The following is a 26,047-nucleotide window of genomic DNA, read 5'->3' as shown; positions in this document are numbered from 1 at the left end:
GCGCCGCCACCCCGGCCGACGGCCGGTTCAGCCATGGGCCGGGCCGGGCGCCGAGCGGGCGCGGGGCGGGCGCTCCGGGAAGAGCCGTCGTTGTCCACGCATGACGACGTGCCCCAGGCCGGAGAGCGCACCGGCGATCGCGAGGTCGGCGATGGGGAGTGGCTCGGTGCCCAGCAGGGTGCGCAGGGGCGGGAGATAGACGCCCGCCGCTTGCAGGGCCAGCGCCGTGCCGACGGTGAGCAGCAGGAATGGGTTGGCGAGGCTGCCGGGGCGGGCACGGCAGCCCAGCGCGACGCCGAGCTGGGTGGCGCCCAGGATCAGGAACATCATGGACTGCCAGGGGCGGCCGGTCTCCCGCGCCCAGACTCCGGCGGTCAGAGTGATGGTGGCGACGAAGACCCCCATGGCCAGGAGCCGGGGCCAAAGCCCGGCGCCCAGGACGCTCTCCTCGGGCGGGCGTGGTGGGTGGCGCATCACCCCCGGCTCGACGGGTTCGGCTCCCATCGCCACACCGGGGAGTCCGTGGGTGAGCAGGTTGATCCACAGGATCTGGGCGGGGAGCAGGGGCAGTGGCATGCCGAAGAACGGGCCGAGGAGCATGACCAGGATTTCCGCTGTTCCTCCGGCGAGGGCGTAGAGCAGGAACCGGCGCACGTTGGCGTAGACGCGGCGGCCCTCCTCGACCGCGGCGACGACGGTGGCCAGGTTGTCGTCGGCGAGCACGAGGTCGGCCGCTTGGCGGGCCACTTCGGTGCCGCGCTGTCCCATGGCAACGCCGATGTCCGCGCGGCGCAGCGCGGGACCGTCATTGACGCCGTCGCCGGTCATCGCCACCACATGGCCCGCCGCGCGCCATGCCTGGACGATGTCCAGCTTCTGATCGGGCGTGGTCCGGGCGTAGACGCGCGAGGCGGTCAGCGGGCCCGCGGTGCCCTGGCGGATGCGCATCCCCGTGGTGACCTCGTCCTCCCGGGCCACGATGCCCGCACGCGCGGCCACCGCCCGTGCCGTGAGGGGGTGGTCGCCGGTGATGAGGACCGGGGCGATACCGGCCTGTTGGCACGCTGTGACGGTGGTCCGGGAGGTGTCGCGGGGCGGGTCGAGGATGCCGACCAGGCCGAGCAGCGAAAGCCCCGATTCCCAGGTGTCCGGGCTCCGGAGCCGTGTCTCGTCGTGGTCGGCCGAGGCTACGGCGAGGACACGGTATCCGTCGCGGGCCAGGGCCTCGGCCTGGGCGGCGGCCCGGGTCCGGGTGTCCAGAGGGTCGATGAGGGCCGGCGGCCGGAGCATGACCTCGGGGGCTCCTTTGCATACGACCCGCAGTCCGCCGCCGGGTGCGCGGTGCACCGTCGTCATGCGCTTGCGTGCGCTGTCGAAGGGGATCTCGTCGACCCGTGGCAGTTCGCGTTCCAGTGCGGCCCGGTCCAGGCCGAGCCTGGCTCCGGCCGTGAGCAGGGCGGCCTCGGTGGGGTCGCCCATCGCGCGCCACCGTCCGTCCCCGTCCGAAGGAGGCTCCAGCGCGGCGTCGTTGCACAGCATCGAGGCGCGGAGCAGCGCGGCCAGGTCCGGGGCGTCGCTCACGGTCGCCGGGTGGCCATCGCGTGTGACCCGGCCTTCGGGCCCGTAGCCGATGCCGCTGACGGTGGCCTCGCCCTGTGGCGTCCACAGCCTCTCCGCGGCCATCCGGCCCTCGGTCAGGGTGCCGGTCTTGTCGGTGGCGAGCACCGTGACCGAGCCCAGGGTCTCCACCGCGGGCAGCCGCCGGACGATGGCGTGCCGCTCCGCCATCCGCCGTGCCCCCAGGGCCAGGGCGAGGGTGACCACGGCGGGCAGGGACTCGGGTACGGCCGCGACGGCCAGGCTGATCGCGGCCACGACCATCAGCTCGACCGGCTGTCCGCGGACCAGGCCCAGGGCGAGCACCACCGCGCACAGTGCGACGGTGACGGCCGCCAGCACCCTGCCGAACCGGGCCAGTCGGCGTTGCAGCGGGGTCAGTCCTGGCGCGGTACCCATCAGCGCGGCAATCCTGCCGAGCGCGCTGTCCGGGCCGGTGCCGGTGATCCGGACCCGTCCGCGGCCGCGGACGACCACCGTGCCCGCCGACACCGTGGACGGCGTCCGGTCCGCGCCGGCCGTCTTCTCCACCGGGACGGACTCGCCCGTCAGCGCCGACTCGTCGACCAGGAGCAGGGCCGCGTCGATGACCTCACCGTCGGCGGGAACGATGTCCCCCTCGCCCAGCAGGACCAGGTCTCCCGGCACCACATGAGCGGCCGGTACGGAACGCTCCTCGCCGTCCCGCACCACCCGGGCCGTGGGCGCGCTGAGGGCCGTCAGGGCGGCCACGGCCCGCTCCGCCCGTACCTCTTGGACGACACCGGCCACGGTGTTCACGGTGATGACGAGCAGGATCACCGATGCGTCGGGGAGATCTCCCGTGGTCAGGGTCAGCACGGCGGCCACGAGCAACACCACGATCAGTGGGTCGCGCAACTGCTGCAGCACACGGCGCCACAGCGGAGTGCGCCGTTCCCGGGCCACGACATTGGCCCCGTGCTGCTCCAGTCTCCGCGCCGCTTCCTCCCGCGACAGCCCTGCCGTCACCAGGGGGCATCCTTCGCAGGCCGCCCTCGCTGGGCGGCCAGGGTTCGCGAGGAGCCAAAGCGCTCGGCGGGGCGAGGGGCCGGCATGCCTTCATCGTGTGGCCGATGTTCCTGGAGCGCATCCGGCGCCCACGGGACCGGCGACGGAGCCTGAGTCCCAAGCCGACCACGTCCGCCATCAGAACCGATCGGTACGAGCCAGGAAGCGGGGCGGTGTGTCCGTGGTCATGGGGTACTCACGTGCGAATGAGTCGACCGCAGGAAGGCGGTGGGGATGATGGCGCTCCCGCTGGTGGTGGGTGTCGATGGACCGGAGTCCAGCCTGGACGCCCTTGACTGGGCCGTGGACGAGGCCGCACGCCATGAGCTCCCCTTGCACCTGGTCAATGCTTCCCGGTGGGAACGGTATGAGGGCCGCCTGCCCTCGTTCGGCACCGACCGTCCCACTGAGGATGTGGCGGCCGAGAACATCGTCGCCGCCTGCGCGGAACGTGCGACGTTGCGCAACCCTGACCTGACGTGAAGGTGTCCGCCGAGGTCCTGGCCGAGGACACCGTGATGGCGCTGCTGGAGCAGAGCCGTGAGGCGTTCGCCGTGGTCACCGGGTCCCGTGGCAGGGGCGCGATCGCGGAGACGCTTCTTGGGTCGGTCGGCCTGGCGGTGGCGGCACGTGCCGTCTCCCCGGTGGCCGTGGTCAGGGGCGGGGAGAAGAACCGCGCGGGCGCCCTGCGGCGCGTGGTCTTCGCCGTCGGCGACCTGGTGGAAGGGTCGGCGGCAGTCCGGTTCGCCTTCCGTGAGGCGCGGGCGCGGGAGGCCGCACTGCACGCCGTACGCTCCTGGCGGCGCCCCGCGCACCCCCACGCGGGCCAGTCGCCGCTGGAGCGTGAAGCGAGCGGCCTGATCTACGAGGAGCAAGCGGCGGGCGTCCTCAGCGAAGTTCTGGAACAAGTCGAGCGCGAGCACGACAGCATCACGGTCCATCGCGAAGTCATCGAAGGACCGGCGCACCGGGTCCTGCTGGACGTGTCCGAGCAGGCCGATCTGCTGGTCGTCGGCGCCCTCCGGCGCCGTGACCACACCGGGCCGCAGCTCGGCCGGGTCAGCCACGCCGTACTCCACCGCTCCGCATGCCCGGTCGTGATCGTGCCCCAGCGGGTGTGAGCGCGGCAGGGCACGGGCGTGCTCAGGCTCGCCACTGCCGAGCGGCGCGCAGTCGCCGCAGGTAGGGGTCGTGGGCATGGCGTGGCAGGAGGCGCAGCCGGACGTCCAGGACGAGAACTCCGTCGGGCCGGGCCACCACCGGGTTGAGGTCGGTCTCGGCGAGCTGAGGGAGGTCACAGGCCATCCGGGACAGCCTCAGCAGCAGCAGCTCCAGCCCCTCGAGGTCCACCGGCCCGCCACCCCGGTAGCCGAAGAGCAACGGGGCGCAGCGCGGAGCGGTGAGGAGGCTGTGCACATCGCGGTCGGTGAGCGGGGCGAGTCTGGCGGCGTGGTCGGCGAGGAGCTCGGTGGCGGTGCCGCCGAGGCCGAAGAGCACCAGGGGGCCGAACACCTCGTCCTGCACGACACCCGCGAACAGCTCCACGCCCCGGCGTGCCATGGGCTGGAGGAACGCACCGGCCATCCGGTCCCCGAAACGCGCCCGCAGGTCCCGGTAGGCGTGGCGCACCTGGTCCGGCCCCTCCAGGTCGAGCCGCAGCGCTCCCAGGTCGCTCTTGTGCACCAGCCCGGGCCAGTACGCCTTGACGGCCACCCGGCCGCGCTCGTCCTCCACCAGGTGCCGTGCGGCCGCCACCGCGGTAGCGGTCGAGCAGGGCCGCGCAGTCACGGGGGTCGGGCCACCCTCCACCGGGATGACGGGTGAGGAACTCCTCCACGAGGACCGTGGCACCGGCGGGGTCGATGCCCGACAGCGGTGGCACGCTGCCCGGCGGTTCGGCGCGCCAGCGCGCGTAGCGGGCGGCATGGGCCAGTGCGCGCGCCGCGGACTGCGGTTCGGAGTATGCGGGGACGGGGCGGTCGTCGGTGCCCGCGAGGAGCCGTACGGGCGCCTCCTGGTCGAGGAGGACCGCGGCCACCGGCCGGGGGTGCCGGCCCGGGGAGCCGGTGAGGGCCAGCAGCGGGTCGTCCCGCGTTCCGGTGGCCAGGGCCGTGGGCACGAGGACCACCAGCACGGCGTCCATGGTTCCGTGTGCCGCCAGCAGGTCCACACAGGAGCGCATCCGGTCAGCGGTGACGGCGGCCGTGGTGTCCACGGGGTTGCCGGTGGCGGCGCCGGGCGGCAGGACCGCCCGCAGTTCACCGGCCAGACCGGGGTCCAGCGCGGGGACGGTGAGTCCCGCGTCGGCGCAGGCGTCGGCGGCCAGCACACCAGCGCCTCCCGCGTTGCTCACCACCGCGACCCGGATGCCCGCGGGCAGCGGCTGGGCGTGCAACAGGGCCGTGGTGTCGACCAGTTCGGCGATACTCCGGGTGGCGATGATGCCCGCCTGGGTGAACAGGGCACCGCGGGTCATGGCGGGGGTGGCCGCGCGGCGGTGTGCGAGGCGGCGGCGCGCCGCCCGGCCTCCGAGCGGCCCGCGTCCACGGTGAGCACGGGCATGGTGCGGGCGACACGGCGCGCGGTGCGGGAGAAGGCCCGCGGATTCCCGAAGGACTCCAGGTGGAGCGATGCCGACCCCTCCGGACTGTACGGCGACCCGCGCGCACCCCGGCAGCGGAGGATGCGCGGCGAACGTCGCGTTCAGACACGCCTCGTCGGCCGTGTCGGCGATCCCCAGGCAGTTGGGGCCCACCAGCCGCATCCCGTGGCGGCGTCAGCAGGTGAACAGCGCCTCCGCCTGACCGGTGTCAAGCCCCGCCGTCAGGACGACCAGCGCCCCCACACCCGCCGTACCGCACTGCCCCGCGACGTCGGGCACCGCGATGCGTGGGGCACGACAGCGACGGGGCGCGCGGCGTGGTGGAGCAGTGCGTGTGCGACGTGGCCGACCGGCCGGGTCCCTTCCGCTCCTCCGCACCATCACGACGGGACTCCTGGACAACGCAAGCACATGCAGGCCGACGGACCCGAGCAAAAAGCGTCCACGCCTGCGGTGATGGGATGGCTCATGGGAATCTCCGAGGAGGTGGCTGGTCCTCCGTCCCGCCGACGCCGCGTCCCCCTCATTCATGGGGGACGACGGCGACCGGGCAGCTCGCGTGGTGCACCGCTGCCTGTACCACGGGACCCAGGCGGGGCCCCAGCGCGGGCGGGTGCTTCCGCCGTCCGACCATCAGCAGGTCGCTGTCGGCCGCGGCCTCCACGACGGCCTGGGCCGGGCTCTCCAGTCGGATCTCGTCGACGACCTTCACCCGGGGGAACTTCTCCCGCCACGGTCGCAGTACCTCGTCCAGTTCCCGTCGCGCCTGCTCCGTGAGGGCCTGAGCCACGCCGGACTCCGCGCCCCCGGTGGCGGCATGGGTCCGGTCGGGCTTTCGTCCGTGGACGGCATGCAGTGGCACATCGCGGGTGAAAGCGGTGACATAGGCGAATTCCAGGAGGTTGTCCTGGGGGCCGTGCAGGCTCAGGCCCACGACCACACGCCGCCGGTGTCCGGCCTCTGCCCGCCCCGCGCGCATCAGGACCACCGGCCGCTCCGCCCGTGCGATGGTGTGCAGTCCGATGTCGCCGAGGAAGAAGCTCGCCACCCGGTCCAGCCCGCGCGATCCGAGCACCAGCATGCGGGAGTGCGCCGCCGCGTCGAGCAGGGCCGTCTCGGCCTCGTCCGCCACCAGGTCCTCGATGATGGTCAGTTTCGGGTGGTCGCGGGCCAGCTCGGTGCGGGCGTCGTGCACGATGCGCTTCGCCCAGTAGTTCTGGTCGTCCGCCGCCTGGCTGTCGGGCGTGGGCGGGCACAGCAGGATCCACGCGTGCGTCAGACGCAGCGCCAGCTGACGCCGTTCCGCCTCGTCGGCGGCCCAGTGCGCGGCGGCCAGGCTCTCGGCCGAGCCGTCGAGACCCACGGTGACCACTTGTTCCATGACGGCTTCTTCCATGGCGGTGCCTCCTGCCGGATTCCCCGGTTCTACGCGGCCAGGGTGGAGCCGCCGGTGTCATCGGTGCCGTAGGCGATGTGCTCGGTGACCGAGACGACCCCGTCCACGCCCCGGCACAGCCGCACGACGACCGGGATCAGGCTCCTGGCCTCGACCGATCCGTCCAGCGTGACCTCGCCCTCGGTCACGTCGACCGTCACGGCCGAGGGCGCCAGCCGCAGGGTCCGGCGCAGCAGATCCCTTTCGATCTCGTCGCGGATCGCGTCGTCGTGGCGCAGGAAGACCCGCAGCAGGTCGCCACGGCTGATGATGCCGAGCAGTTCGCCGGTCTCGTCCACCACGGGAAGCCGCTTGATGTTCCGCTCCGACATCACGCGGGCCGCCTCGACGACCGTCCACTCCGGACGCGCGCACACGGCGGGCGCCGACATCAGCTCCTCCGCCCTCGCCCCCTCCGCTTTCGCGCGCTCCCACGCCTCCAGGTGCGGGACCGGCAGAAGGCCGGAGGGGGCCGCCTGGCCGGAGGACTTGCGCAGCAGATCACCTTCGGACACCACGCCGATGGGGCGTCCCGCACCGTCCACGACCGGCACGGCGGTGACTTCGTACTCCGCGAGCAGCCCTACGAGTTCCTTGAACGGCATGTCCCGGTGCGCCTGGACCACCGGGCGCGTCATGAGGTCTCCGACCGTTCTGTGGTGCATGTTCCGGCTCCTCTCGCAGACTCACTCGCGTGCGTCGGCCGGTGTTCCCTTGTCGAGCCTGCCAGCTCGTCCCCGCCACCGGATGAGCCTCTTGGCTCCCCCTGACGGCCACACGGCCCAGATGGGGCCGTCCGACCCCTCGATCCAGGGCTTTCCGCCCCCAGGACACCGTTCACCTGCGGTGACACAGTGGATGTGAGGAGGAAAGGCGGGATGTCGATGCGTGCGCATGTCGGCGACCAACTGATTGTCGAAAGCCCCACCACGGGTGCCACCAAACGCGATGGTGAGATCGTCGGAATCCACCATGCCGACGGGACACCTCCCTACGACGTGCGGTGGTCGGACACCGACCAGGTCACCCTTGTGTTCCCCGGTCCTGACGCACACATTCAGCCCATCGGCCACGGGCTCGAAGGGCAGCCGGAGGAGCCCCGGCAGCCCGGCTCCGCGGCGCCCCACGGCGGTGCTCGTTCGCTCTCCGAAGCGGTGGTCATGGCGCTGGTGCGGGACGCCACGGCCGCCCCGTCGATGCACAACGCCCAGCCCTGGCGGTTCCAGTACTTCCGGCGCAGGCGTGTCTTCCATCTGCGGGCGGATCTCCGGGGCGCTCTGCCGCACTCCGACCCCGAACTCCGCGCGCTGCACATCGGCTGTGGCGCCGCCCTGATGAACCTGCGGGTCGCGGTGGCGCACGAGGGCTGGGGGGCGCAGACTCGGCCGCTGCCCGACCCCGGCGACCCGATGCTGCTGGCGTCGGTGACCCTGACCGGTCCGCTCGGCGACGAGGCCGATCCGGCCGACTTGTACCCCGCCGTACGCACCCGGCACACCAGCCGGTACCCCTTCGCCGAGACACAGATCCCCACGCCGGTACGCACCTCGCTCGTCGATGCCGCACACCGGGAGGACGTCGCGCTGGACTTCGTCTCCGGCTGGCATCTTCAGTCCGTCCTGGACCTGGTGCTGGAGGGCGAGGCCCGTAACCTCACCGACGCCGGCGCCGCCGCGGACCTGGCCCGCTTCACCCGCAGCGCGGACGACACACGATCGGCCACCGAAGGGGTTCCGGAGTCCGCTTTCGGGCCCCGCCGCCGGATCGGCAAGGCCCCCATGCGTGACTTCGCGGGCGGCAAGTCCATCCCCGGCCGCCCGACCACCGACTTCGAGACCTCTCCCCACCTGGCGTTGCTGAGCACCTCCCGCGACCGCCCGGTGGACTGGCTGCGCACCGGCCAGGCGGTGGAGCGTGTTCTGCTGCGGGCCACGCTGGAGGGGTTGTCCGCCTCGTTCGTCACGCAGGCCCTGGAATGGCAGGACCTGCGCTGGCCGCTGCGCGATCCGACGTCGGGCATGGCCTATGTGCAGATGGCGCTGCGGCTGGGGTACGGCCCTCCTGGTACACAGACCCCCAGGCGGCCGGTCGACGACGTGCTGGACATCGAGCCGTAGCTCCGGCCGCGCGTCTCCTCGAGGAACCGCCCTCAGGCCGGGCGCTCCGCCTCCTCCGGCCCGACGCCCCGGAAGTGGCATTCCACGTCCACGACCCCCTCCACGGCCCGAGCGAGGCGCGCGGCCACGGGGATCAGCGCGGTGTCGCGGATCTGTCCGCCGAGCGTGACGACTCCCTCCCGCACCTGGACGTGGACACTGCTGCCGGGGAGGAGGTAGGACACCACCGTGCGATGGACCTCTTCCTCGATGTCCTGGTCCGAGCGCAGGAAGACCTTCAACAGATCGCCGCGGCTGACGATTCCCTGCAGCTTGCCCTCGGCGTCGACCACGGGGAGCCGTTTGACCCCTCTGAAGGCCATGATCCGGGCCGCCTCGGACAGCGTGGCGTCCGGGTGCACGGTCACCGCCGGGGAGCTCATCAGCTCCTCCGCCGTCAGCGCCCCCGCCTTCGCGAGGTCGGGTAGGCGCCGCAGCTGCTGGAACCGGTTCGGATCGCTGTCCCGGAACTCCTCCTTGGGCAGCAGATCCGCCTCGGAGACGACACCGATGACACGGCCCTCGCCCTCCAACACCGGCATGGCACTCACCCGCCACTGGCCCAGCGTCTGCACCAGTTCCTTGAATGACGCGTCACGCCCGACGGCGACCACCGTCCGGGTCATCACATCGCTCACGATATGCGGAGTCTCGGACACGGGGGTACCTCCCTCCGCGCGGCGTTCCGGCGGCTCTTCTTCCTCCAGTGTCCGGCGTGCCGGTGTCCCCCGGCCACCCGAGGGCCGCGGCGTTCAGCAGATCCGGGGCAGTTGCTCGCCGAGTGGCAGATCCACGATCCGGGTCCCGCCCAGTCCGGTGCGGGCGACGACCATGCCGGGGTGTTCGGCCACGCACTCGCCGATCACGGCCGCCTCGCGTCCCCTCGGGTGCGCGCGCATCGCGTCCAGGACCGCGTCGGCGTGGGTCCTGGGCACGAAGGCGACCAGGCGGCCCTCGTTGGCCACGTACATCGGGTCCAGGCCGAGGAGGGCACATGCGGTGGCGACCGCGTCCGGAACGGGCACCGCCGCCTCGTCCAGGACGACGCCGGTGTCCGAGGCCGTCGCGATCTCGTTGAGAGCGGCGGCCAGGACGCCTCTCGTAGGGTCGCGCAGGACGTGGATCTCGGGGGTGACGGCGAGCATCGACCGGACCAGTCCGGCCAGGGGTGCGGTGTCACTGACCACCTCGGTGCCGAAGGTCAGCCCTTCGCGGACGCTGAGGATGGCGATGCCGTGCTGTCCGATCGGTCCGCTGACGATCACCACGTCGCCGGGCCTGGCACGCTGCGGGCGGATGTCCACACCGGCGGGGATCAGCCCGATCCCCGCCGTGTTCACGTACACACCGTCGCCGTGGCCGGAGTCGACCACCTTGGTGTCGCCGGTGACCACGGTGACGTCCGCCGCGCGGGCGGCCGCGCCGAGCGACTGGGCGACCCGGCCGACGGTGCTCAGCTCGGTGCCCTCCTCCAGGATGAACGCGCAGGACAGGTACGCGGGAACGGCTCCGCTCATGGCCAGGTCGTTGACGGTGCCGTTGACCGCCAGATCTCCGATGCTCCCGCCGGGGAAGAACAGCGGGCGGACGACGTAGGAGTCGGTCGAGAAGGCCAGCCGGGCGCCGCCGAGCGTGACGGCGGCCGAGTCGGTGAGTCCTCCCAGCGTCTGGCCACCGTAGGCCGGGAGGAAGAGGTGCCGGGTGAGCTCCGCGGAGAGCGCTCCTCCCCCTCCGTGGCCCATGACCACCACCGGGTGGTCGCGCAGCGGCATCGGGCAGGACCAGCCGACGGTGCCGGCGGTGATGTCAGTCAACGGAAGCCGTCTCCTCCGTGCGGGGCGTGGCCAGACGCCGGTACAGGTAGTAGGCGGCGCACGCGCCCTCGCTGGAGACCATGGTCGCGCCCAGCGGTGTGCGCGGGGTGCAGGCGGTGCCGAAGGCCGCGCACTCGTGGGGTTTGATCAGCCCCTGGAGCACCTCTCCGCTGCGGCACACCGCGGGCTCCTCGGTGGCCAGGCCGGTGACCTCGAACCGGTGCTCGGCGTCGTAGTCGCGGTAGGCGTCCGAGAGGCGCCAGCCGCTGCCCGGGATGGTGCCGATGCCGCGCCAGGCGCGATCGGTGGTGGTGAACACCTCTCGCAGCACGCCGAGGGCGACCGGGTTGCCCTGTGGGCGCACCGCGCGTGGGTAGGCGTTCTCGACGCGGTGTTCGCCCCGTTCGAGTTGGCGGACCGCCCGTCGGATGCCTTCCAGGATGTCCAGCGGCTCGAATCCGGTGACCACGATGGGCACCTTGTAGGTATCGGCGAGGGCGGGGTACTCGAAGGTGCCCATCACGCTGCACACGTGCCCGGCGGCGAGGAACGCCTACGGCGAATGGATCGAGAGCCAGTCCCTGCACATCCATCTGCTGCACGCCCCCGACTTCCTCGGCCACCCCAGCGCCGTCGAACTCGCCCGCGAGCACCGCGCGGCCGTGGAACGCGGCCTGCGGATCAAACAAGCGGGCAACGCCATCATGGAGCAGCTCGGCGGCCGCGCCATCCACCCGATCAACGTCCGCGTCGGCGGCTTCTACCACGTGCCGGCCCCGGCCGAAGGCCGGCGATCAGCGGATCGGCCACGTTCAGTGCCAAGGTCATCGGCCAGCCACAGATCCGGCAGCTCGGCGCCCTTGCGCTTCGCCCGTGCCCGCAGATACCGGCTCACCGCCCGGGCCGTTTTCGGGCCGAACCGCACGCGGCGGTCGCGGCTGCCCTTGCCCTGGTAGTGCACCGAGTCAGTGACCAGGTCGATGTCCTCCACGGTGAGGTTGCCGACCTCGGACAAGCGGGCGCCGGTGTTGTAGTAGAGGCGGATGATGGCCTCGTCCCGCAGTTGGAGGAACGTCTTGCCCTTGCAGGTGGCCAGCACCTTCTTGGTGTCGTCGTCCCGGATGACCGGGATCAGCTTCTTGACCGTCTTGGGCTGGCGGACGCGTTCCATCGGGGAGCGGTCGATCTCCTCCTCGTCCAGCATCAGCCACTTGAAGAACTGCTGCAGTCCCTTGTGCTTGTTCAGCGCTGTCGACGCCGACCGCGTCTCGATCATCCAGCCCTGGAATGCTTCGATGTGGGCGCGGGTGACCTCGGCGGGGTCCTCGGCCGCGTCGTCCGTCTCGAGGTCGGGCGTGGCGTTCTCGTTCAGGTAGCGGGCGAGTTGGGCGGCGGCGAGGAGGTAGTTGTAGCGGGTGGTCTCCGGGTAGTTGCCCGCCCGCAGGGAGCGGTCCCAGTCGCGCAGGAACCCGATCCCAGGTCTTGGGGAGCCCTGCGGTGATCTTGTCCAGGTCCAGAAGCGACATGGAGCGAAACCCTCCGAGTCAAGGGGTCGGTGAGCGCCGTGCTCGACCTCGACACGGGAAACGGGAGCGCGAAAAGAGGGCCCTCACAGGGGTTGACCTGCGAAGACCCTCTGCACCGTCGGGACGACAGGATTTGAACCTGCGACCCCTTGACCCAGCGTTGGGTGCCCAGGCCGGAGCCGTGCTCGGTGCCCCGGCGAGCGATCATCGGCTTCACGCCGAGATCCCAGACCAGGCGGCGGTACTTGTCGTGGTCGTAGCCGCGGTCGGCCAGCACCACGTCCGGGCGGCGCCTGGGCCGGCCGCGCTCCCCCCCGCACCGACGGCACGGCCTGGAGGAGTGGGATCAGCTGGGTGACGTCGTTGCGGTTGCCGCCGGTCAGGGTCGCGGCGAGCGGAATGCCGGTGGCGTCGGTGACCAGGTGATGCTTGCTGCCCACCCTGCCCCGGTCGACGGGGCTTCGTCCGGTCTTGGCTCCCCCTTTAACGCCCGGACGTGGGAGCCGTCGACGGCCGCCCGGGAGAAGTCCAGGGCGTTCGCGCTGCGGAGCTTGGCGAGGAGGACCTCGTGCAGCCAGGGCCACACGCCGGCTTCGGTCCACTCGGCCAGGCGGCGCCAGCAGGTCATGCCCGAGCCGAAGCCGAGTTCCTGCGGCAGGTGTTCCCAGGCGACACCGGTGTGCAGGATGAACAGGATGCCCTGGAATACCAGCCGGTCCGGATGACGCTTGCGCCCGGGATGCCGGGTCCGACGCTCGATCTTGGGCAGCAGCGGCTCGATCACCACCCACAGCTCGTCGTCGACGTCCCATGGTTTCGCCCGTGCCACCCCACACCCCCCGATCATCAGTCCCGGAGTGATCCAACCACCTCAAAGATCATTTCGTCAGGAGTTGTAAGCCGCTGGTTCCGGGTGCGGAAGCGTTCCTTCCAGGCACTGGCGGCCCCGGGCGGCAGGTCGAGGGAGTCGATGCCGGGGTGGTGGCGTTCCAGGTCCGACCAGAAGTTCCGGGTCAGGGCGCGGGCCAGGTTGTCCAAGGTGCTGTAGTCGAGCTTCGGTCGACGTTCTTCCAGGTAGTCGATCAGGAGTCGGCGGATCGGTGCGCAGGCCACGCCGTGGCGGTCGACGAGCTGCTCGCAGGTGAGCTGGCCGGTGACCCGGTCCAGGAAACGCAGGGTCGCTGGTGCGTCGGACGGCAGATGGCCGAGCTCACGGAGCCACGAGTAGAAGAGGGTGCCACCCGAGTTGTCTATCTCCGACTTCCGAAGCTCGATGGAGAACTGGATGGCGTCACCGGCGGTGATGTCCGCCAGGTCTCCACCTTTGGCGAGCATGATGCGTGCCAGGGCCCGGCGGGCGCGGCGTCCTCCAACGGCCGTCCAGCGTTTCGGATCGACAGTCTCTCGCAGACGCGCGTAGCCCTCGGGGTCACGTGCCTGTTCGACGACTGGGCGCAGGTGGGTGGTCCGGTAGCCGAACTGCCACGTCAGCGGGAGCCGTATCACGTCGGCGCTGGCCAATATCAGCAGCCCGGTCTGTATGTCGTCCATCGCGCCTGGGCTGTCGCGCTGACCCAAGCGTGGCCCTGCTGGAGCCAGTGGTGCGGGCACTGGGCTGCCGGAGATGCCTCCCATCGTTCCTGCCAGCTCTCGCCGGGGAAGCTGTCCAGCCAGGCCAGGATCGCGCGGGCTCCGCTTTTACGGGCCCATCGGGTGTGCTTCTTCTCCGCCTGGAACGGCGGCCGGTCCAAGAGCGCGAGCACCTCCTCCGCGGACGAGCACGTCGTTGACCATCGCGTCCCGGCGGATCGAGCCGGGAACCGGGCCTGCGCCTGCCGCAGCATGCCGCCCGCAGCTTGCGGGGCCCGCGGCCGGTCCTGCGCCTGGGCCCGCGCTGATCCGGCCATAACTCGGACTCGGACGTTCATCCGCTCCTCCCGAACAGATCATTGAGGCTCTCCGTCCGGTACCCGGCAGCTGGGACGGCCGGTACCCGGGTCTGATGGGCCTGCCGCTCATGGCGTTCGCGGACTGCCTCGACGACCTCCTCTGGACCGGCCGGGACGTAGATCTGGGTGGTGGTTAGGTGCGCATGCCCCAGGACCCACTCCAACTGCCCGTACGTGTACCGGGTGCGGTGCGAGAGCGACGGCGCCGACCGCCGGGTCTGGATCGGCACCCAGAGCCTGGCCCACCCCACCGAGTGGGTACCGCTCGCTGACTGCTCCTGGACCGACGACGGTCTGATCACCCCGGCCGCCACCGAGATCCTGAGAAAACGCCGCTCCGCTACCGGCCCGCGCCGCGGCAGAGAGGAGGCCCTGGGCGAGGCCCGGGCATGGCTGGCCGGCCACGAGGTCCTACCAGCAGCGCGTCTTCGCCGACCTCGCCCAGGCAGTCACTGAGAAGCGGGCCTTCGACGTCCGTTCCCAGATGCGGACGGCCACGACACTCACCCGGCGCGGCGCCAGCTCTTCCGAACAGCGCATCCTGACCATGGCCCGCACCTTCCTCCGCCAGCAGGACCATCTCCCCGACCCCGGGTCGGACCCGGACCGTGCTCACGCCATCTCCCCCGCCGACGCGCACCACGCGCAAGCGCGCCAAGCCGCAAGAAGGCGCCAGGTCGCCCAAGGCGCCCACGAAGAAGAACGAGGCGAGGAAGGAGAAGAAGCCGAACCCCGCACGGATGGAGCGGCGCGAACGCCGTGCCGGAGTGCTCCAGGCCAGGAGCGCTCTTCAACGCCTCGACCAGCGTTTCCGGCTCCATCTCACCGCTGATGAGCAGCGGAACCTGATAGAGGAACTGGCCGCTGCGGTGCAGATCGCAGGCGACTGGCTGTCCACCACAGAGCGGCAAGAGGCCAGGTCCTGGACCCGGAAGCTCACCCAGCCCAAGAAGCAGACCGGCGAACGCCAGGCACGCCGTGAGCTTGCACCTCACGTCCTGGAGTCCGCGGCCGCTGCCGTCCGCGGGGCACTGAAGAAGGCCGCCCGCGAGCAGACCACCACCAGCTGGGCCCGGCTGGAGCAGCAACTCGGCTCCGCGCTGCCTCGCACGACGCTCGCGGACCGGGTCCAGATCCTGACCCTCGTCGACCAGGCCGCCCCCGCCGACCAGGCACTCCTGTCGTCCCTGGTCGCCGCGGGAGACCCGGACATGACGATGTCCTACCGCAAGGTCGCCGACGCGCTGGGCCTGGATGTGCCCGCGGACGACGACGACCTCCGCGACGTAGTCGAGGCAGACGTGCGGCAGGTTCACCACCACTGGCGCCACCAATAGCCCGTCACCGGCTGGGCATTTATCCAATCCGATCCCGGCGGGCAGGCACCAAACGTACGGTCACGCAAGGCAGTCGGTGACCGAGTGGTCACACCAGGTCAACTCCGGGCCGTGGAGAATCACAGAGGGGCGAGCCGTGGCCTGAGCGTCACTCGCAGCTACTTTGCCCCTGGGGCCGACCTGCAAGCCCGAGCCGGGGCAGTTGACCGGCCGGGGCGGGGCGAGCCGGCGTCTCCACACTGACGCGGTGGCGACGCGGGGCATGGTGATCGCCGTTTCCGGCGAAAGCGAACGAAAGCCACCGCGATCGCGCGACGCGCCGATGGCTACTCCGTTAGGGACAGGGCCCGGCTCGGGCAGATCTCGACGGCGACCCGGGCCCGCTTCAGCGCCTCGTCGTCCGCCGGGGTGTCCTGGAGGACGACGACCGTGCCGTCCTCCTCGCTCTGATCGAACCCTTCGGGGTCGGTCAGGACGCACTGGCCCGCTCCGACGCACCGGTCGAGATCCGCCACGACTTTGGTCATGCCGGCTCCTCCCACGCCACGGGTACCTCGTGGATGCCGTAGATGAGGGCGTCGTCCTTGTAGGGCAGCTTGTCGGCTGACGTGGCCAGCCGCAGCGTCGGAATCCGGCGGAAGAGCGTGTCGAAGACGATCTGCAGCTCCATCCGGGCCAGGTTCTGGCCGAGGCACTGGTGGATGCCGAAGCCGAAGGCGACGTGGTTGCGGGCGCCCCGGTCGAGCTTGATCTCGTCCGCCTCGTCGAAGGCCGAGGGGTCGTGGTTCGCCGCGTTGCTCAGCGCCAGGACGGGGTCGCCGGCCCGGATGGTCACGCCGCCGATCTCCACGTCCTCGACGGCGACGCGGGCGTTGGCGAACTCGGCGATGGTGTAGACCCGCAGCAACTCCTCGATCGCGGGCAGGGTACGCGCCGGGTCCTCGCGCAGCGCCGCCAGTTCCTCCGGGCGCTCCAGCAGCGTCACCACGCCGAGCGAGATCATGTTGGCGGTGGTCTCGTGCCCGGCGAGCAGCAGCAGGAAGGCCAGCGACAGGACGTCCTCGGGGTCGTTGCCCTGGGCGAGCTGGCGGCCCAGCAGGTCGTCGGTCGGCTCGGCGGCCTTCTTGGCGATCAGATCCCTGAGGTAGTCGCGCAGTCCCGTGAGCGCCTGCTGTCTGTCCTCGGCCGTGAGGGCGCGGCTGAGCAGGGTCGCACTGCGGGTCTGGAAGAAGTCGTGATCGTGGTAGGGCACGCCGAGTTGCTCGCAGATGACCAGGGACGGCACCGGCAGGGAGAGGGCCTGCACGAGGTCGGCGGGGCGCGGCCCGGCCAGCATCGCGTCGATCTGCTCGTCGACGATCTCCTGGATGCGCGGGCGCAGGCCGGCCATGCGGCGCACGGTGAACTCGCCGACCACGGCCTTGCGTGCGGGGCCGTGCTCGGGCGGGTCCAACTGGATCATCGTCTGGAGGAGTGGTTGACGGCCGGGTCGCTCGCGGGTGAACCGGGGGAAGTTCGGATTCCGGCGGTCGGAGCTGAACCGTGGGTCCGTGAGCATGGCTCGGATGTGCTCGAGTCGGCTCAGGGCCCAGGCGACCTGGCCGCTGGGCAGGGTGACTTGGGAGATCCCGGGATCGGTGTCCCGGATGCGGGTGTGCTGCTCCGGGGGCGCGTACGGGCAGCGGCGGGTGGCCTGCAGGGCGGGAGCGGTCATTGAGGAGCCTCTATCGTTCAAGATCGAATCCAAGCGGAATAGCGTCATCGGTCGTGAGTGGAGCTGCGTTACTCGTTCCTGGCTTCGGTGGGGTCTGCGGATGGGCTGGGCAGAGGGTGGCCTTGCGATTCGGGGATCGGTACGGTGGCGAGGCGCTGGCCGTTGCGAGCGGCGGCGGCCTTGGCCCAACCGCTGGTGGAGATGACGCCGAGCGCGAGCGCGACGAGTCCGCAACCTCCGAGGATGGCCCAGGCAGCGTGGCTTGAGTTGATGAAGCCGGTGCCGGTGCCGGTGCCGGCCACGATCGAGCCGGTGACGGCGACGCCGATGGAGGCGCCGAACTGGCGGGCGCTGGCGGCGAGCGCGCCGGCGACACCGACCTGGTCGGGCGGCAGTCCGGAGACGGCGGTGTTGGTGATCGGCGGGGTGAACATTCCCGCGCCGAGGCCGAAGATGGCGTAGGCGGCCAGCAGGTAGACGCTCGCGGTGTGCGCGGTCAGGGGGACGAGAAGGAAGGCGCCGATAGCGAGTAGCGCGCCGCCCAGCGTGAGGGGGAGGCGGGCGCCCTGGGAAGCGAGAAGCCGCCCGGAGAGGTTGGCGGCGACGGCCTGGCCCACGGCCAGCGGGATGATCATCAGTCCGGCGTGCAGGGGGCTGAAGTGGCGGATGTCCTGGAGGTAGAGGGTGTTGAGGAACAGGAACCCGCCGAGACCGGCCGACATCAGGACGGCGATCGTGTTCGCGCCGGAGAACGGAGGGCTGCGGAAGAACCGCAGGTCGATCAGTGGCTCGGATCGCCGGGGCTCGACGATGAGTATCCCGATGAGGGCCAGGACGGCGAGTACGATCAGCCCGACGATCCAGGGGTCTGCCCATCCGTGGCGGGGGCCCTCGATCGTCGCGGCGATGATCGACGCGAACAGGACGATGATCAGCGCCTGGCCGGGCGGGTCGAACGCGCGGCCCCGGGCGGCCTTGGACTCGGGGATGAATCTCTGGGTGAGCAGGATGGCGGCGATCCCGATCGGAACATTGACCCAGAACACCGATCGCCAGTCGATGCCGCTGACCAGCAGGCCGCCGAGCACGGGCCCGGCCGCGATGGTGATCCCGATCGCCGATCCCCACATGCCGAGCGCTCTTGCCCGTTCCCGGCGGTCGGTGAACACGCTGACGATGATCGACATCGCGACCGGGTTGAGCATCGAGCCGCCCACCGCTTGCAGGCCACGGAAGGCGATCAGCCACCCGACGCTGGGCGCCAGGCCGCAAAGGAGGGAGCTGAGGGAGAACAGCGCCAGCCCGAGCTGGAAGATCCGCTTGCGGCCGAAGCGGTCGGCCATGGAGCCGGACAGCACGAGCAGGCAGGCCAGGACCAGGGAGTAGGCGTCGACCGTCCACTGCAGGCCGCTGACCGAGGCGTGCAGGTCCTTGCTTACCGACGGGAGCGCCACGTTGACGATGCTGAGGTCGATGCCGGTCACGCCCACGCTGAGACAGCAGATCGCCAGCACCATCCGGCGATGAACGGGACGTAATGGGCCGGTCATCGCCGTCGGCCCGGGAGTGTTCGCTGTGCTCATGGCGGATCCCTGAACGGATTCGATAGAGTCTCCGATAGAAACGGAGAGGGTGTCCAGATCACTATACGGAGACCCTATCCACTTATGCAAGGACGCGCGAATGACTGACCATCCGCCCTCCAAAAGGGCCGACGCCACCCGCAACCGCCAGCGGATCCTCGAAGCGGCACGCACCGCTTTCGCCGCCACCGGAGCCGAGACGTCAATGGCCGAGATCGCCCGGAGAGCCGGGGTCGGCCCGGCAACCCTGTACCGCAACTTCGCGACCCGCCACGAACTCCTGGAGGCACTACTTACCGACGAGGTCGATGAGGTCTGCGCAGCCGCCGCGACAGTCGAGGGTGACAGCCCGAGGGACCGGCTCACGACCTGGCTGCGCCGGTTCTTTCAGTACGTCACCACCAAGCGGCCGGTCGTCATCGGGCTGCTTGAGCACACCGACAGAACCGATCCCGTCTTCCAAAGCCGGGGCCGGATGCTCGCAGCCGGCCAGCCGTTGCTCTCCGCCGCCCAGGACGCGCACCAGATCGCCGGCGATCTTGACCTCGACCAGATCCTCGACCTCGTGGTGGCCATCGCGAAGATCCCCGGAACCCCGGAATACCGACAGCCGATCCTTGACGCGGCGCTCGCCGGACTGCACAGGCGCGGCACCTGATGTCCACTCTGTGCGGCGCACGGTGCGGAATCCCGCCTTGCGCAGGTTCGCCGCACTGACCGAGGCCGGAGCCTCGGACTGGCTGCACGAGCGGGAGCGGCGGATCCGGGGTCCTGCCGCAGTTCGCCGGCTTGCAGGTGCTGCCGGGTGACATCGCCGCGACCCTCGTCGAGGACCCGGAATGGGCACCGTGGCGGGTTGCCGTCCGAACCGGATACCTGCCCGACTCCGACGGCTACCCCGGCATGGACGGTGTGGCAGAAGATCCGCATCGAACAGCAGCTGCCGAACCTGTGGGCGGGCGTGCCCCGGATTCTCTGGAACCGCATCACTCGGCAGTTCACCCCGAGCGGTTGACCAGCCGCCACCCACTTGAGCTGGCTGCGTCATGCCCGCTGGTCAGCCATATCCGCCCGAAATTTCCCAGGTACTACGGCAACCCCACGTTGAGGGCCGTGCCTGACCCGACGTACAACGCCGGACGCGGCGTCGAAGTCCTGGCGATGTCCTACCTGCCGAACGGCGGCACGACGCCACGCAATCCGTACCCACGGGCTGGCGTAGTCGATCTCAACCCTGCCAACATCACCGTTCGTCAAAGCCGTTACTGGCTGATCGACGCCAGCGGCATCTAGGAGAGCGGGGAGTAACCGCAGCTCAGGGGCTCGTCCGGATGCGTGGCGATGCCGTCACGTACAGGCGGCCGTCGTCTCCGCCACCGCGTACACAGCCAGGCGGAGCGCGACGTCCTCGGTGGAGATCACCGCCGGCGACCGCGCGGTGCTGGGCCTCGTTGAGCAGGGTCCCTGCCGGTACTGGGGTCTCCGCCGCCTACAGCGGCAGGTCGTCGAGCCGCCGCTCGGCCTGGAACATCGCTGCGGGCCCCACGTCCTCGAGCCGGGACACCACCGCGCCGGACACGAGACGGTGGGCCTGGTCGAGCATGCAGTCCTCTGCGTCGACCAGGTCGCAGGACCAGCCGCCGGCGTACGGGTTCCAGAACAGCACGCGCGTACCGCCCTGGCCGATGCGGATCGACACCGGCGGGCGGCTCACGTACCGCTCCGGCCACGTGAAACCGCTGGTCGATCCGCCATGCGGGCCGGGCGCGGCCACCATCGCGCGGAGGTAGACGGAAGCGGGCCCGTGAGGCAGCCCAAGTTGCCCACGGCTGTCGTGGTGCCCAGCGGCCTTGAACTGCGTCCTGACACGCCGAGCCATCAGGTCCGCCTGCCACCGTTGCCCCCGGGCCGCCGCCTCGTTAGGCCGAACGGGTGATAGCGAACGGTCCGGTGACGGGCCGACGGTGAAGGGGCGGGTAGCCGGGATGGCGCGGGATCTGGGCCTGGACGACGTCGTCGACCACTTCACGCTGAACAGCGGGGAGACCAGTTGGCTGCGCGACAAGCGCTTCCCGGACCGCCCAGCGCGACCGCACCGATGCTCCAGGCCGCCCTGGTATACGTCAACACGCCGATGATCCAGGACATGCTCGCCGAGCCGGAGTGGGCCGACGTCCTGACCAACGAGGATCGCCGTGCGCTCACCCCGCTGTTCTGGATGCACATCCAGCCCTACGGGGAGGTACGGCTGAACATGTCCAGCCGCCTTCAGCTCTCCGCCCCCCCCACCAGCTCGAAGGCGGAGCCCGCCGCAGCCTGACCGCCTTCACGGCCGCCCTCATCTCCACCTCGGCGTTATACGCCTTGCGGGTGGCGCCGTCTGCACCGCCTGCAGCGCGGCGAAGGCGAGCGCGGCCTCCGCCGCGACCGGGTCCGCGTCCAGCTCGCCCGGCTCCACCAGCTCCATTCTTCTATTCCGGACTAACAGCGATTCCTGCTCAGTAGCGCGGCGGCCACCTTGAGAAAGGTGGCGCGGAAGCGATACAGCGTTTCCTTGGGCTGCACCAATCAGGCGGGGCAGCTGGATCACCTCGGCGGGACCTACCCAGTCGGCAACAAGGCTGGCGTCAGGTCGTTGGATCGGACCAGAAGCAGATCGGTACGGCCGGCGGTACGACCACGGTCTGACCTGGAAGTGTGGCCCGTGCTCCGACGACGCAGCGAAGGGCTGCGGAGCATCTTTGCACCATGACCATCACTTCTCCGTCGAACACTGCATCGCACTCGGTCTTTCCGGGACGATGGGTGGGCGGCGCATCCCTCATCGTCGGACCCTTGCTGGTGCTCGCCGGTGTGCTGCTGCGTGTGCGCTTCGGCTTTTTCTTTCCTGCCCAACTGAGCGCGTACGAGCATCATCCGGACCTCATGACAGCCTCGTACAGCCTGGTGTCCGCAGGATGGGTGTTGCTCTGGCCGGGCGTCGTGCTCCTCGCCGCCGACATCGGTGCGCATTACAGGGAGCTGGCTGTGTGGGGCGGCGCTCTCGCAGTCCTGGGCTTGTTCGCCCGGGCGTTCCACGCTGGTGTGGACCACGCAGGCTTCCAACTGGTGACCGCCCAGGGTGCGGCGTCGGCGACGCGAACGGTGAGCGAGACCTATGGTGCGTTTCATGTCTTCAGCACGCTGAACGCCGCCATCATGGGGGGCTGGATCCTGCTGGCCGTCGGCGCCTACCGCTCGCGGGTGCTCGGCCCCCTGCGCGCGGCGGCCTTGGCTCTGGCATCGGCGATGCCGCTGGGAGTGCTGAAGGGGACGACCACCTGGTCGGCCGCGGCGGCTGCGGGGGTGTGCGTAGCGCTTGTTCCGCTGGGCGTAACCGCATGGCGCACCGGGCCAGCCGCGCGGCCGGTCACAGTCGTTGGGAGGTTTGTGCTGGTGGGCGTCGTGGGCATCGCAATGTTCCTCTTCGGGCAGGCCGGATGAGTGCTCGTCGATATCGTTGCGTGATGCGCATAGTGCCTTGGCGCCTGCGGACGCGGTCGCATCTGTTGATCCTCGACGCCGGCACAGCCGGTGTCGTGATAGCCGCGTATGTTGCGCTGGCCGGGCAGGGCGCGTCCGACGGCCTGCCTCGGTTCTCCGGCCCGGCGTGGGTGGGCTGGCTGGTGGCCGCGTGTGTGGGAGCGCCACTGACCGTTCGGCGTGTGTGGCCCCTGCCTGCCCTGGCGGTGGTTCTGGGCGCCACGGCAGCGGCGACCCTTCTCGACATCACCCGCGATCCCTACATCTCCACGGCCCTGGCGCTCTATACGGTGGCGCTTCTGGAGCCGGCCCGCCGGGCTACTGGGTCGCTGGCCCTGACCCTCGTCGTCTCTGCGACTGCGGTCGTCACCGGAGAGGCAGTCCTGACACCCTCCGGCCCGTGGTCAGAAGCCGCCGGAACCGCGGCGCTCGTCTGGCTGGTGCTGGGCGCCATGTGGGCTGCGGGCCGCGTCGTGCGGGAGCGGCGCGCCCGAGCGGTCCGCCAGCAACGGCGCCTGGCCGACGAGGTGCTGGCCGAGGAACGCCTGCGCATCGCCCGAGAGTTGCACGACATCGTCTCGCACAGCCTCAGCGTGATCGTCGTCAAGGCGGCGGTCGCCAACCATGTGGCCGAGGAACGTCCCGAGGAGACGCGCGACGCCATCCGGGCCATCGAACAGACCGGTCGGGAGGCGCTCACTGAGATGCGGCGCGCCTTGGGGATGCTGCGCGGCGACACCGCCGGAGAGCACACGCGAGGTGCCGGCTCCGCGGAGACGGCACCCGCTCCCGGTCTGGGCGACCTGCCTTCTCTCGTCCAGCGCGCCGAGCAGGCGGGAATCCGTACTGGACTGCGTACCCGGCTGACGGCTGACCTCTCCGCGGGTCTGGCCCTGACCGTCTACCGGATCGTGCAGGAAGCGCTGACCAACGTGGTCAAGCATTCTGGCAACGGAACGCGCTGCGAGGTCGCCATCACCGCGGACTCCCGTGGAGGAGTGCACATCGAGGTGGTGGACGACGGAGCAGGGGACGCGGTCGTATCCGGCCGGGCGGATCTCAGGGGCGGCCACGGACTCCTGGGAATGCGGGAACGCGTGATGATGTACGGGGGAACGCTGGAGGCCGGACCGCAGCCCGGCGGCGGGTTCGCCGTATCGGCTCGCCTACCAGCCGAACCAACGCACGGCACCGCACCAAGCCGAAGGGAGACGACCGCGTGACCGACCCGATCCGGGTACTCGTCGCCGACGACCAGTCCCTGCTCCGAGGCAGTTTCCGGGTACTCATCGACACCACCCCCGGGCTGACCGCTGTCGGCGAGGCCGGCACCGGCGCCGAAGCCGTCCAGAGCGCGCGGCGCCTGCGCCCGGACGTCGTGCTCATGGACATCCGAATGCCCGGTATGGACGGGATCGAGGCGACACGACACATAGCCCGATCTCCCGAGACGGCGGAGACACGCATTCTCATCCTGACCACATTCGACCTCGACGAGTACGTGTACGGCGCGCTGCGGGCCGGAGCAGCGGGGTTCCTCCTCAAAGACACCTCTCCCGAGGTCCTGCTCTCGGGCATCCGCACGGTCGCCGCCGGAGAGTCCCTCCTCGCACCGTCGGTGACTCGGCGTCTGATCGCCGAGTTCGCCCGATTCCCCCATGCGCACCCGGTGCCCGGCTCCTCGCTGGAGGGCCTCACAGACCGCGAGCGAGAGGTTTTGCTACTCGTGGCCCGCGGCCTCTCCAACACCGACATCGCCGAGTACCTCCACCTCAGCCACGGCACCGTCAAAACACACATCGGTCGACTACTGAGCAAGCTGCGGGCACGTGACCGTGCGCAACTAGTGATCAGCGCCTATGAATCAGGGCTTGTATCAGTGACCATCGCTCCTGAGCGCCGTGTCCAACCTGGGAGCGGCGAACTTCTCTGATGACTCCCCCGCCCTGAGCAGTAGACGATCAAGGTGGGTTCAATGACAAGGCCCCGCCCGGGGCGGGGCAGGAATTGTTCAGGCGTGCTCAGGCCCGGGCCCCGTGTTCTCCCGCTTCCTGCGGAGACGGCGGCGTAGGGTCGGTGGATACCGGCATGCCGAGGTCAACCAGCTGCGGCCGACAATCGGTCGGAGCCCGTTTGAGGCTGTTGAGCTTGGCCATAGCGGCGTCAAAGCTGACTTGAAGTCCTTCGACCTCGCCGAGCCAGCCGTTGGCGCGGGCCTCGCGGATGCGCTCCCGCAGGTTCTGGATGATCTCGAGGATGGTCAGCGCGTCGGACGGTAGGTCGCGATGATCACTCCGCTGCTGGTCGGCTGAGCGCTGACCAGCTCCAGCTTCTTCAGGGTGGCGTCGTCGGCGAACAGCTTCTTGCGGCCCTCGCCGGCCACCACCGGGTGGATCAGCAGTACCAGTTCGTCCAGCAGGTCCTGCTCCAGAAGCGAACGCACCAGCGTGGGGCTGCCCGCGACGGTGATGTCCTTCCCCTCGCCCGCCTTGAGCTTCTCGATCGCGGCCGCCAGATCGCCGTTGATGAGCGTGCTGTTCGCCCAGTCCTCCACGCTGTCCAGCGTGGAGGAGACGACGTACTTGGGCGAGTCATTGATCCACTTGGCGAAGCCGGCGTCCTCGCCGTCGGTCACCGTCGGCCAGTACCCGGCCCACTCGGTGAAGGTCGCCCGGCCCAGCAGAATCGTGTCGGCCGTCTCCAGCGTCTTTCCCAGCGCCGCGCCCATCTCCTCGTCGAAAGCGAACTGCCACTCGTTCGGCGACTGGGCGACACCATCGAGCGAGACGAACAGACCCGAAACGACCTTGCGCATGATTCCTCCGTGATGAGTTCGGGGTCGTCTGCCCGGTCCCGGCCGAATAGCGCTCCGGCCGGGGCGGGCCGACCCCGTGGGCTACGTCAGGAAGACTATGCGGGCACCGGGGAGGAGGGCTTGTACAGAAGCGACAGCGGCTCCGCCCTGTCTGGAGCACTCAGCTGAGTGGCGGTCCGGCCGATGAACCGGGTCAAGGACCGCGCCAGGTGCGGTTGGTCGAAATAACCCAGCTGGTGCACGACCTCCTGCGCCGGCACCCCCTCCTGGATCAGAACCGCCGCCTCGCGGGCACGGTGGATCTGCCGGATGGCACCCCGGGTGAGGCCCGTCGCCGCGACGAAACGCCGCTGGAGGGTCCGATCGGAGACATCGGGGGCCGCGCCGCCGAGCACCGCGGGCACGATCGGGTCGCAGTCCACGATGCCCTCACGCACCATGCGCCGCACGAACGCCTCCGCATTGTCGTAATCGGGCACGTGCCAGGCGGAACCCTTCAGCCACACGGAGCGCCGCGTGACGTCGGGGATCTCCGCGCTGCCACCCACAAGCCGGCTGATCGGCACGTGAGGCATCGAGGTGCCGAGAGCGAAGCTGATACCGAAGAACGTGGCGTCCTTGGGAACGGGAGCCAGAGAGGCCCTGGGCTCTGGGCCCAGCACGGCCGCCTGCATCTGGCCGTCGTGCTCCCAGAAGACAAGCTCCCAATGCGACGCCGCGATCGACGTCATCCGGCCAACCTCGATGCTGCGGCTGCGCCATACCCTCTCGATGTACGGCAACTCCGACGGCCGACTCTCGATCTCCAGACCCAACCGGATCGCCCCCGTTCATCGCCGCCTGCGCCGCCAGTGTGTCATGTCGCGCGGGCGGCCAAAGCTCGTGCGAGATGCGCGGGAGTATCCGCGCGGCTCGGCCCGAACGCGGCCGGCGGCCCGATGCCCCAGG

The 26,047-nt window shown here is 70.4% G+C and carries 23 protein-coding genes and 4 pseudogenes; 11 read left to right on the top strand and 16 right to left on the bottom strand.

The window, feature by feature from the left end; all coding sequences use genetic code 11:
• Window positions 1-27: 27 nt before the first annotated feature.
• A complete protein-coding gene (locus ACZ6TD_RS46845; protein ID WP_471348236.1) occupies window positions 28-2,607 on the bottom strand; it encodes a cation-translocating P-type ATPase in 2,580 nt (859 codons plus the stop codon).
• 273 nt (window positions 2,608-2,880) lie between these two features.
• Here ACZ6TD_RS46845 and ACZ6TD_RS46840 point away from each other — a divergent pair, with 273 nt between their 5' ends.
• Window positions 2,881-3,129 (top strand): universal stress protein, encoded by a 249-nt coding sequence (locus tag ACZ6TD_RS46840; RefSeq protein WP_471348234.1) that lies wholly within the window; start codon window positions 2,881-2,883, stop codon window positions 3,127-3,129.
• Window positions 3,126-3,767: a universal stress protein gene (locus tag ACZ6TD_RS46835; protein ID WP_471348232.1), complete on the top strand. Its 642-nt coding sequence runs from the start codon at window positions 3,126-3,128 to the stop codon at window positions 3,765-3,767. The genes ACZ6TD_RS46840 and ACZ6TD_RS46835 overlap by 4 nt, the downstream gene beginning before the upstream one ends.
• Before the next feature lie 22 nt (window positions 3,768-3,789).
• Here ACZ6TD_RS46835 and ACZ6TD_RS46830 read toward each other — a convergent pair.
• The 3 genes and pseudogenes from ACZ6TD_RS46830 to ACZ6TD_RS46820 all read right to left on the bottom strand — a co-directional run.
• Window positions 3,790-5,539 (bottom strand): annotated as a pseudogene (locus ACZ6TD_RS46830) (acetate--CoA ligase family protein); the annotation flags it as partial.
• A gap of 232 nt (window positions 5,540-5,771) precedes the next feature.
• Window positions 5,772-6,644, bottom strand: a complete 873-nt coding sequence (locus ACZ6TD_RS46825) for a universal stress protein (protein ID WP_471348230.1) — start codon at window positions 6,642-6,644, stop codon at window positions 5,772-5,774.
• Window positions 6,645-6,673: 29 nt separating this feature from the next.
• Window positions 6,674-7,348 (bottom strand): CBS domain-containing protein, encoded by a 675-nt coding sequence (locus tag ACZ6TD_RS46820; protein ID WP_471348228.1) that lies wholly within the window; start codon window positions 7,346-7,348, stop codon window positions 6,674-6,676.
• Between the two features lie 213 nt (window positions 7,349-7,561).
• Here ACZ6TD_RS46820 and ACZ6TD_RS46815 point away from each other — a divergent pair, with 213 nt between their 5' ends.
• Complete coding sequence (locus ACZ6TD_RS46815; RefSeq protein ID WP_471348226.1) at window positions 7,562-8,800, top strand: Acg family FMN-binding oxidoreductase; 1,239 nt, start codon at window positions 7,562-7,564, stop codon at window positions 8,798-8,800.
• 32 nt (window positions 8,801-8,832) lie between these two features.
• On the opposite strand, the gene ACZ6TD_RS46810 is transcribed toward ACZ6TD_RS46815, so the two are convergent.
• The 3 genes and pseudogenes from ACZ6TD_RS46810 to hypD form a co-directional block, all read right to left on the bottom strand.
• Entirely contained in the window at window positions 8,833-9,498 is a 666-nt protein-coding gene (locus tag ACZ6TD_RS46810; RefSeq protein ID WP_471348223.1) for a CBS domain-containing protein, read from the bottom strand.
• A 93-nt stretch (window positions 9,499-9,591) separates the two neighbouring features.
• The gene (hypE, locus tag ACZ6TD_RS46805) at window positions 9,592-10,611 is read right to left on the bottom strand and encodes a hydrogenase expression/formation protein HypE (protein ID WP_471358666.1); all 1,020 of its coding nucleotides are present in this window, start codon (window positions 10,609-10,611) and stop codon (window positions 9,592-9,594) included.
• Between the two features lie 34 nt (window positions 10,612-10,645).
• A pseudogene (hypD, locus tag ACZ6TD_RS46800) lies at window positions 10,646-11,206 on the bottom strand (hydrogenase formation protein HypD); the annotation flags it as partial.
• Between the two features lie 4 nt (window positions 11,207-11,210).
• Between hypD and ACZ6TD_RS46795 the strand changes: the two are divergent.
• Window positions 11,211-11,465, top strand: a pseudogene (locus tag ACZ6TD_RS46795) (Ni/Fe hydrogenase subunit alpha); the annotation flags it as partial.
• Here ACZ6TD_RS46795 and ACZ6TD_RS46790 read toward each other — a convergent pair.
• The 3 genes and pseudogenes from ACZ6TD_RS46790 to ACZ6TD_RS46780 form a co-directional block, all read right to left on the bottom strand.
• On the bottom strand, window positions 11,414-12,097 hold the full coding sequence (locus ACZ6TD_RS46790) for a tyrosine-type recombinase/integrase (protein WP_471358663.1): 684 nt from the start codon (window positions 12,095-12,097) through the stop codon (window positions 11,414-11,416). The pseudogene ACZ6TD_RS46795 and the gene ACZ6TD_RS46790 sit on opposite strands and share 52 nt — an antisense overlap.
• A 233-nt stretch (window positions 12,098-12,330) precedes the next feature.
• A pseudogene (locus ACZ6TD_RS46785) lies at window positions 12,331-13,026 on the bottom strand (IS5 family transposase); the annotation flags it as partial.
• A complete protein-coding gene (locus ACZ6TD_RS46780) occupies window positions 13,026-13,730 on the bottom strand; it encodes a hypothetical protein (protein WP_471348221.1) in 705 nt (234 codons plus the stop codon). The gene ACZ6TD_RS46780 and the pseudogene ACZ6TD_RS46785, both read right to left, overlap by 1 nt.
• Window positions 13,731-14,736: 1,006 nt before the next feature.
• On the opposite strand from ACZ6TD_RS46780, the gene ACZ6TD_RS46775 reads away from it, so the two are divergent.
• Window positions 14,737-15,465 (top strand): hypothetical protein, encoded by a 729-nt coding sequence (locus ACZ6TD_RS46775; protein ID WP_471348218.1) that lies wholly within the window; start codon window positions 14,737-14,739, stop codon window positions 15,463-15,465.
• 326 nt (window positions 15,466-15,791) lie between these two features.
• Here the strand turns inward: ACZ6TD_RS46775 and ACZ6TD_RS46770 are convergent, their stop codons facing one another.
• The 3 genes from ACZ6TD_RS46770 to ACZ6TD_RS46760 form a co-directional block, all read right to left on the bottom strand.
• Window positions 15,792-15,992 carry a ferredoxin gene (locus ACZ6TD_RS46770; protein ID WP_471348216.1) on the bottom strand — a complete coding sequence of 67 codons (201 nt, stop codon included), beginning with the start codon at window positions 15,990-15,992 and terminating at the stop codon, window positions 15,792-15,794.
• Window positions 15,989-17,179: a cytochrome P450 gene (locus ACZ6TD_RS46765; RefSeq protein WP_471348214.1), complete on the bottom strand. Its 1,191-nt coding sequence runs from the start codon at window positions 17,177-17,179 to the stop codon at window positions 15,989-15,991. The genes ACZ6TD_RS46770 and ACZ6TD_RS46765 overlap by 4 nt, the downstream gene beginning before the upstream one ends.
• 68 nt (window positions 17,180-17,247) lie before the next feature.
• Window positions 17,248-18,762 (bottom strand): MFS transporter, encoded by a 1,515-nt coding sequence (locus ACZ6TD_RS46760; protein WP_471348212.1) that lies wholly within the window; start codon window positions 18,760-18,762, stop codon window positions 17,248-17,250.
• Between the two features lie 100 nt (window positions 18,763-18,862).
• On the opposite strand from ACZ6TD_RS46760, the gene ACZ6TD_RS46755 reads away from it, so the two are divergent.
• Together ACZ6TD_RS46755 and ACZ6TD_RS46750 are read left to right on the top strand one after the other, a co-directional pair.
• Entirely contained in the window at window positions 18,863-19,420 is a 558-nt protein-coding gene (locus tag ACZ6TD_RS46755) for a TetR/AcrR family transcriptional regulator (RefSeq protein ID WP_471348210.1), read from the top strand.
• A 131-nt stretch (window positions 19,421-19,551) separates the two neighbouring features.
• Window positions 19,552-20,055 (top strand): hypothetical protein, encoded by a 504-nt coding sequence (locus ACZ6TD_RS46750; protein WP_471348208.1) that lies wholly within the window; start codon window positions 19,552-19,554, stop codon window positions 20,053-20,055.
• 196 nt (window positions 20,056-20,251) lie between these two features.
• Here ACZ6TD_RS46750 and ACZ6TD_RS46745 read toward each other — a convergent pair whose 3' ends face one another.
• The gene (locus tag ACZ6TD_RS46745) at window positions 20,252-20,539 is read right to left on the bottom strand and encodes a hypothetical protein (RefSeq protein ID WP_471348206.1); all 288 of its coding nucleotides are present in this window, start codon (window positions 20,537-20,539) and stop codon (window positions 20,252-20,254) included.
• Window positions 20,540-20,812: 273 nt separating this feature from the next.
• Here ACZ6TD_RS46745 and ACZ6TD_RS46740 point away from each other — a divergent pair, with 273 nt between their 5' ends.
• The 4 genes from ACZ6TD_RS46740 (at window position 20,813) to ACZ6TD_RS46725 (ending at window position 24,217) form a co-directional block, all read left to right on the top strand.
• A complete protein-coding gene (locus ACZ6TD_RS46740) occupies window positions 20,813-21,082 on the top strand; it encodes a Tn3 family transposase (RefSeq protein WP_471348204.1) in 270 nt (89 codons plus the stop codon).
• 428 nt (window positions 21,083-21,510) lie between these two features.
• Window positions 21,511-22,245 carry a hypothetical protein gene (locus tag ACZ6TD_RS46735; RefSeq protein WP_471348202.1) on the top strand — a complete coding sequence of 245 codons (735 nt, stop codon included), beginning with the start codon at window positions 21,511-21,513 and terminating at the stop codon, window positions 22,243-22,245.
• Window positions 22,246-22,310: 65 nt separating this feature from the next.
• Window positions 22,311-23,507 carry a sensor histidine kinase gene (locus ACZ6TD_RS46730; RefSeq protein ID WP_471348201.1) on the top strand — a complete coding sequence of 399 codons (1,197 nt, stop codon included), beginning with the start codon at window positions 22,311-22,313 and terminating at the stop codon, window positions 23,505-23,507.
• Window positions 23,504-24,217 (top strand): response regulator, encoded by a 714-nt coding sequence (locus tag ACZ6TD_RS46725; protein WP_471348199.1) that lies wholly within the window; start codon window positions 23,504-23,506, stop codon window positions 24,215-24,217. The genes ACZ6TD_RS46730 and ACZ6TD_RS46725 overlap by 4 nt, the downstream gene beginning before the upstream one ends.
• A gap of 327 nt (window positions 24,218-24,544) precedes the next feature.
• Here the strand turns inward: ACZ6TD_RS46725 and ACZ6TD_RS46720 are convergent, their stop codons facing one another.
• Together ACZ6TD_RS46720 and ACZ6TD_RS46715 are read right to left on the bottom strand one after the other, a co-directional pair.
• Entirely contained in the window at window positions 24,545-25,099 is a 555-nt protein-coding gene (locus ACZ6TD_RS46720) for a dihydrofolate reductase family protein (RefSeq protein WP_471348198.1), read from the bottom strand.
• A 95-nt stretch (window positions 25,100-25,194) separates the two neighbouring features.
• Complete coding sequence (locus ACZ6TD_RS46715; protein ID WP_471348196.1) at window positions 25,195-25,914, bottom strand: helix-turn-helix domain-containing protein; 720 nt, start codon at window positions 25,912-25,914, stop codon at window positions 25,195-25,197.
• Between the last annotated feature and the right edge of the window lie 133 nt (window positions 25,915-26,047).

Source organism: Streptomyces yongxingensis (assembly GCF_055597465.1).
Note: the sequence above shows the minus strand (reverse complement) of the source record. Positions and strands in the feature narration are given on the sequence as shown.

Coding starts and splice junctions, on each gene's coding strand:
- ACZ6TD_RS46840 (WP_471348234.1), top strand. CDS start 2,881: ATGATGGCGCTCCCGCTGGTGGTGGGTGTCGATGGACCGGAGTCCAGC.
- ACZ6TD_RS46825 (WP_471348230.1), bottom strand. CDS start 6,644: ATGGAAGAAGCCGTCATGGAACAAGTGGTCACCGTGGGTCTCGACGGC.
- ACZ6TD_RS46820 (WP_471348228.1), bottom strand. CDS start 7,348: ATGCACCACAGAACGGTCGGAGACCTCATGACGCGCCCGGTGGTCCAG.
- ACZ6TD_RS46815 (WP_471348226.1), top strand. CDS start 7,562: ATGTCGATGCGTGCGCATGTCGGCGACCAACTGATTGTCGAAAGCCCC.
- hypE (WP_471358666.1), bottom strand. CDS start 10,611: ATGCCGCTGCGCGACCACCCGGTGGTGGTCATGGGCCACGGAGGGGGA.
- ACZ6TD_RS46780 (WP_471348221.1), bottom strand. CDS start 13,730: ATGGACGACATACAGACCGGGCTGCTGATATTGGCCAGCGCCGACGTG.
- ACZ6TD_RS46770 (WP_471348216.1), bottom strand. CDS start 15,992: ATGACCAAAGTCGTGGCGGATCTCGACCGGTGCGTCGGAGCGGGCCAG.
- ACZ6TD_RS46765 (WP_471348214.1), bottom strand. CDS start 17,179: ATGACCGCTCCCGCCCTGCAGGCCACCCGCCGCTGCCCGTACGCGCCC.
- ACZ6TD_RS46760 (WP_471348212.1), bottom strand. CDS start 18,762: ATGAGCACAGCGAACACTCCCGGGCCGACGGCGATGACCGGCCCATTA.
- ACZ6TD_RS46755 (WP_471348210.1), top strand. CDS start 18,863: ATGACTGACCATCCGCCCTCCAAAAGGGCCGACGCCACCCGCAACCGC.
- ACZ6TD_RS46745 (WP_471348206.1), bottom strand. CDS start 20,539: ATGGTGGCCGCGCCCGGCCCGCATGGCGGATCGACCAGCGGTTTCACG.
- ACZ6TD_RS46735 (WP_471348202.1), top strand. CDS start 21,511: ATGACCATCACTTCTCCGTCGAACACTGCATCGCACTCGGTCTTTCCG.
- ACZ6TD_RS46720 (WP_471348198.1), bottom strand. CDS start 25,099: ATGCGCAAGGTCGTTTCGGGTCTGTTCGTCTCGCTCGATGGTGTCGCC.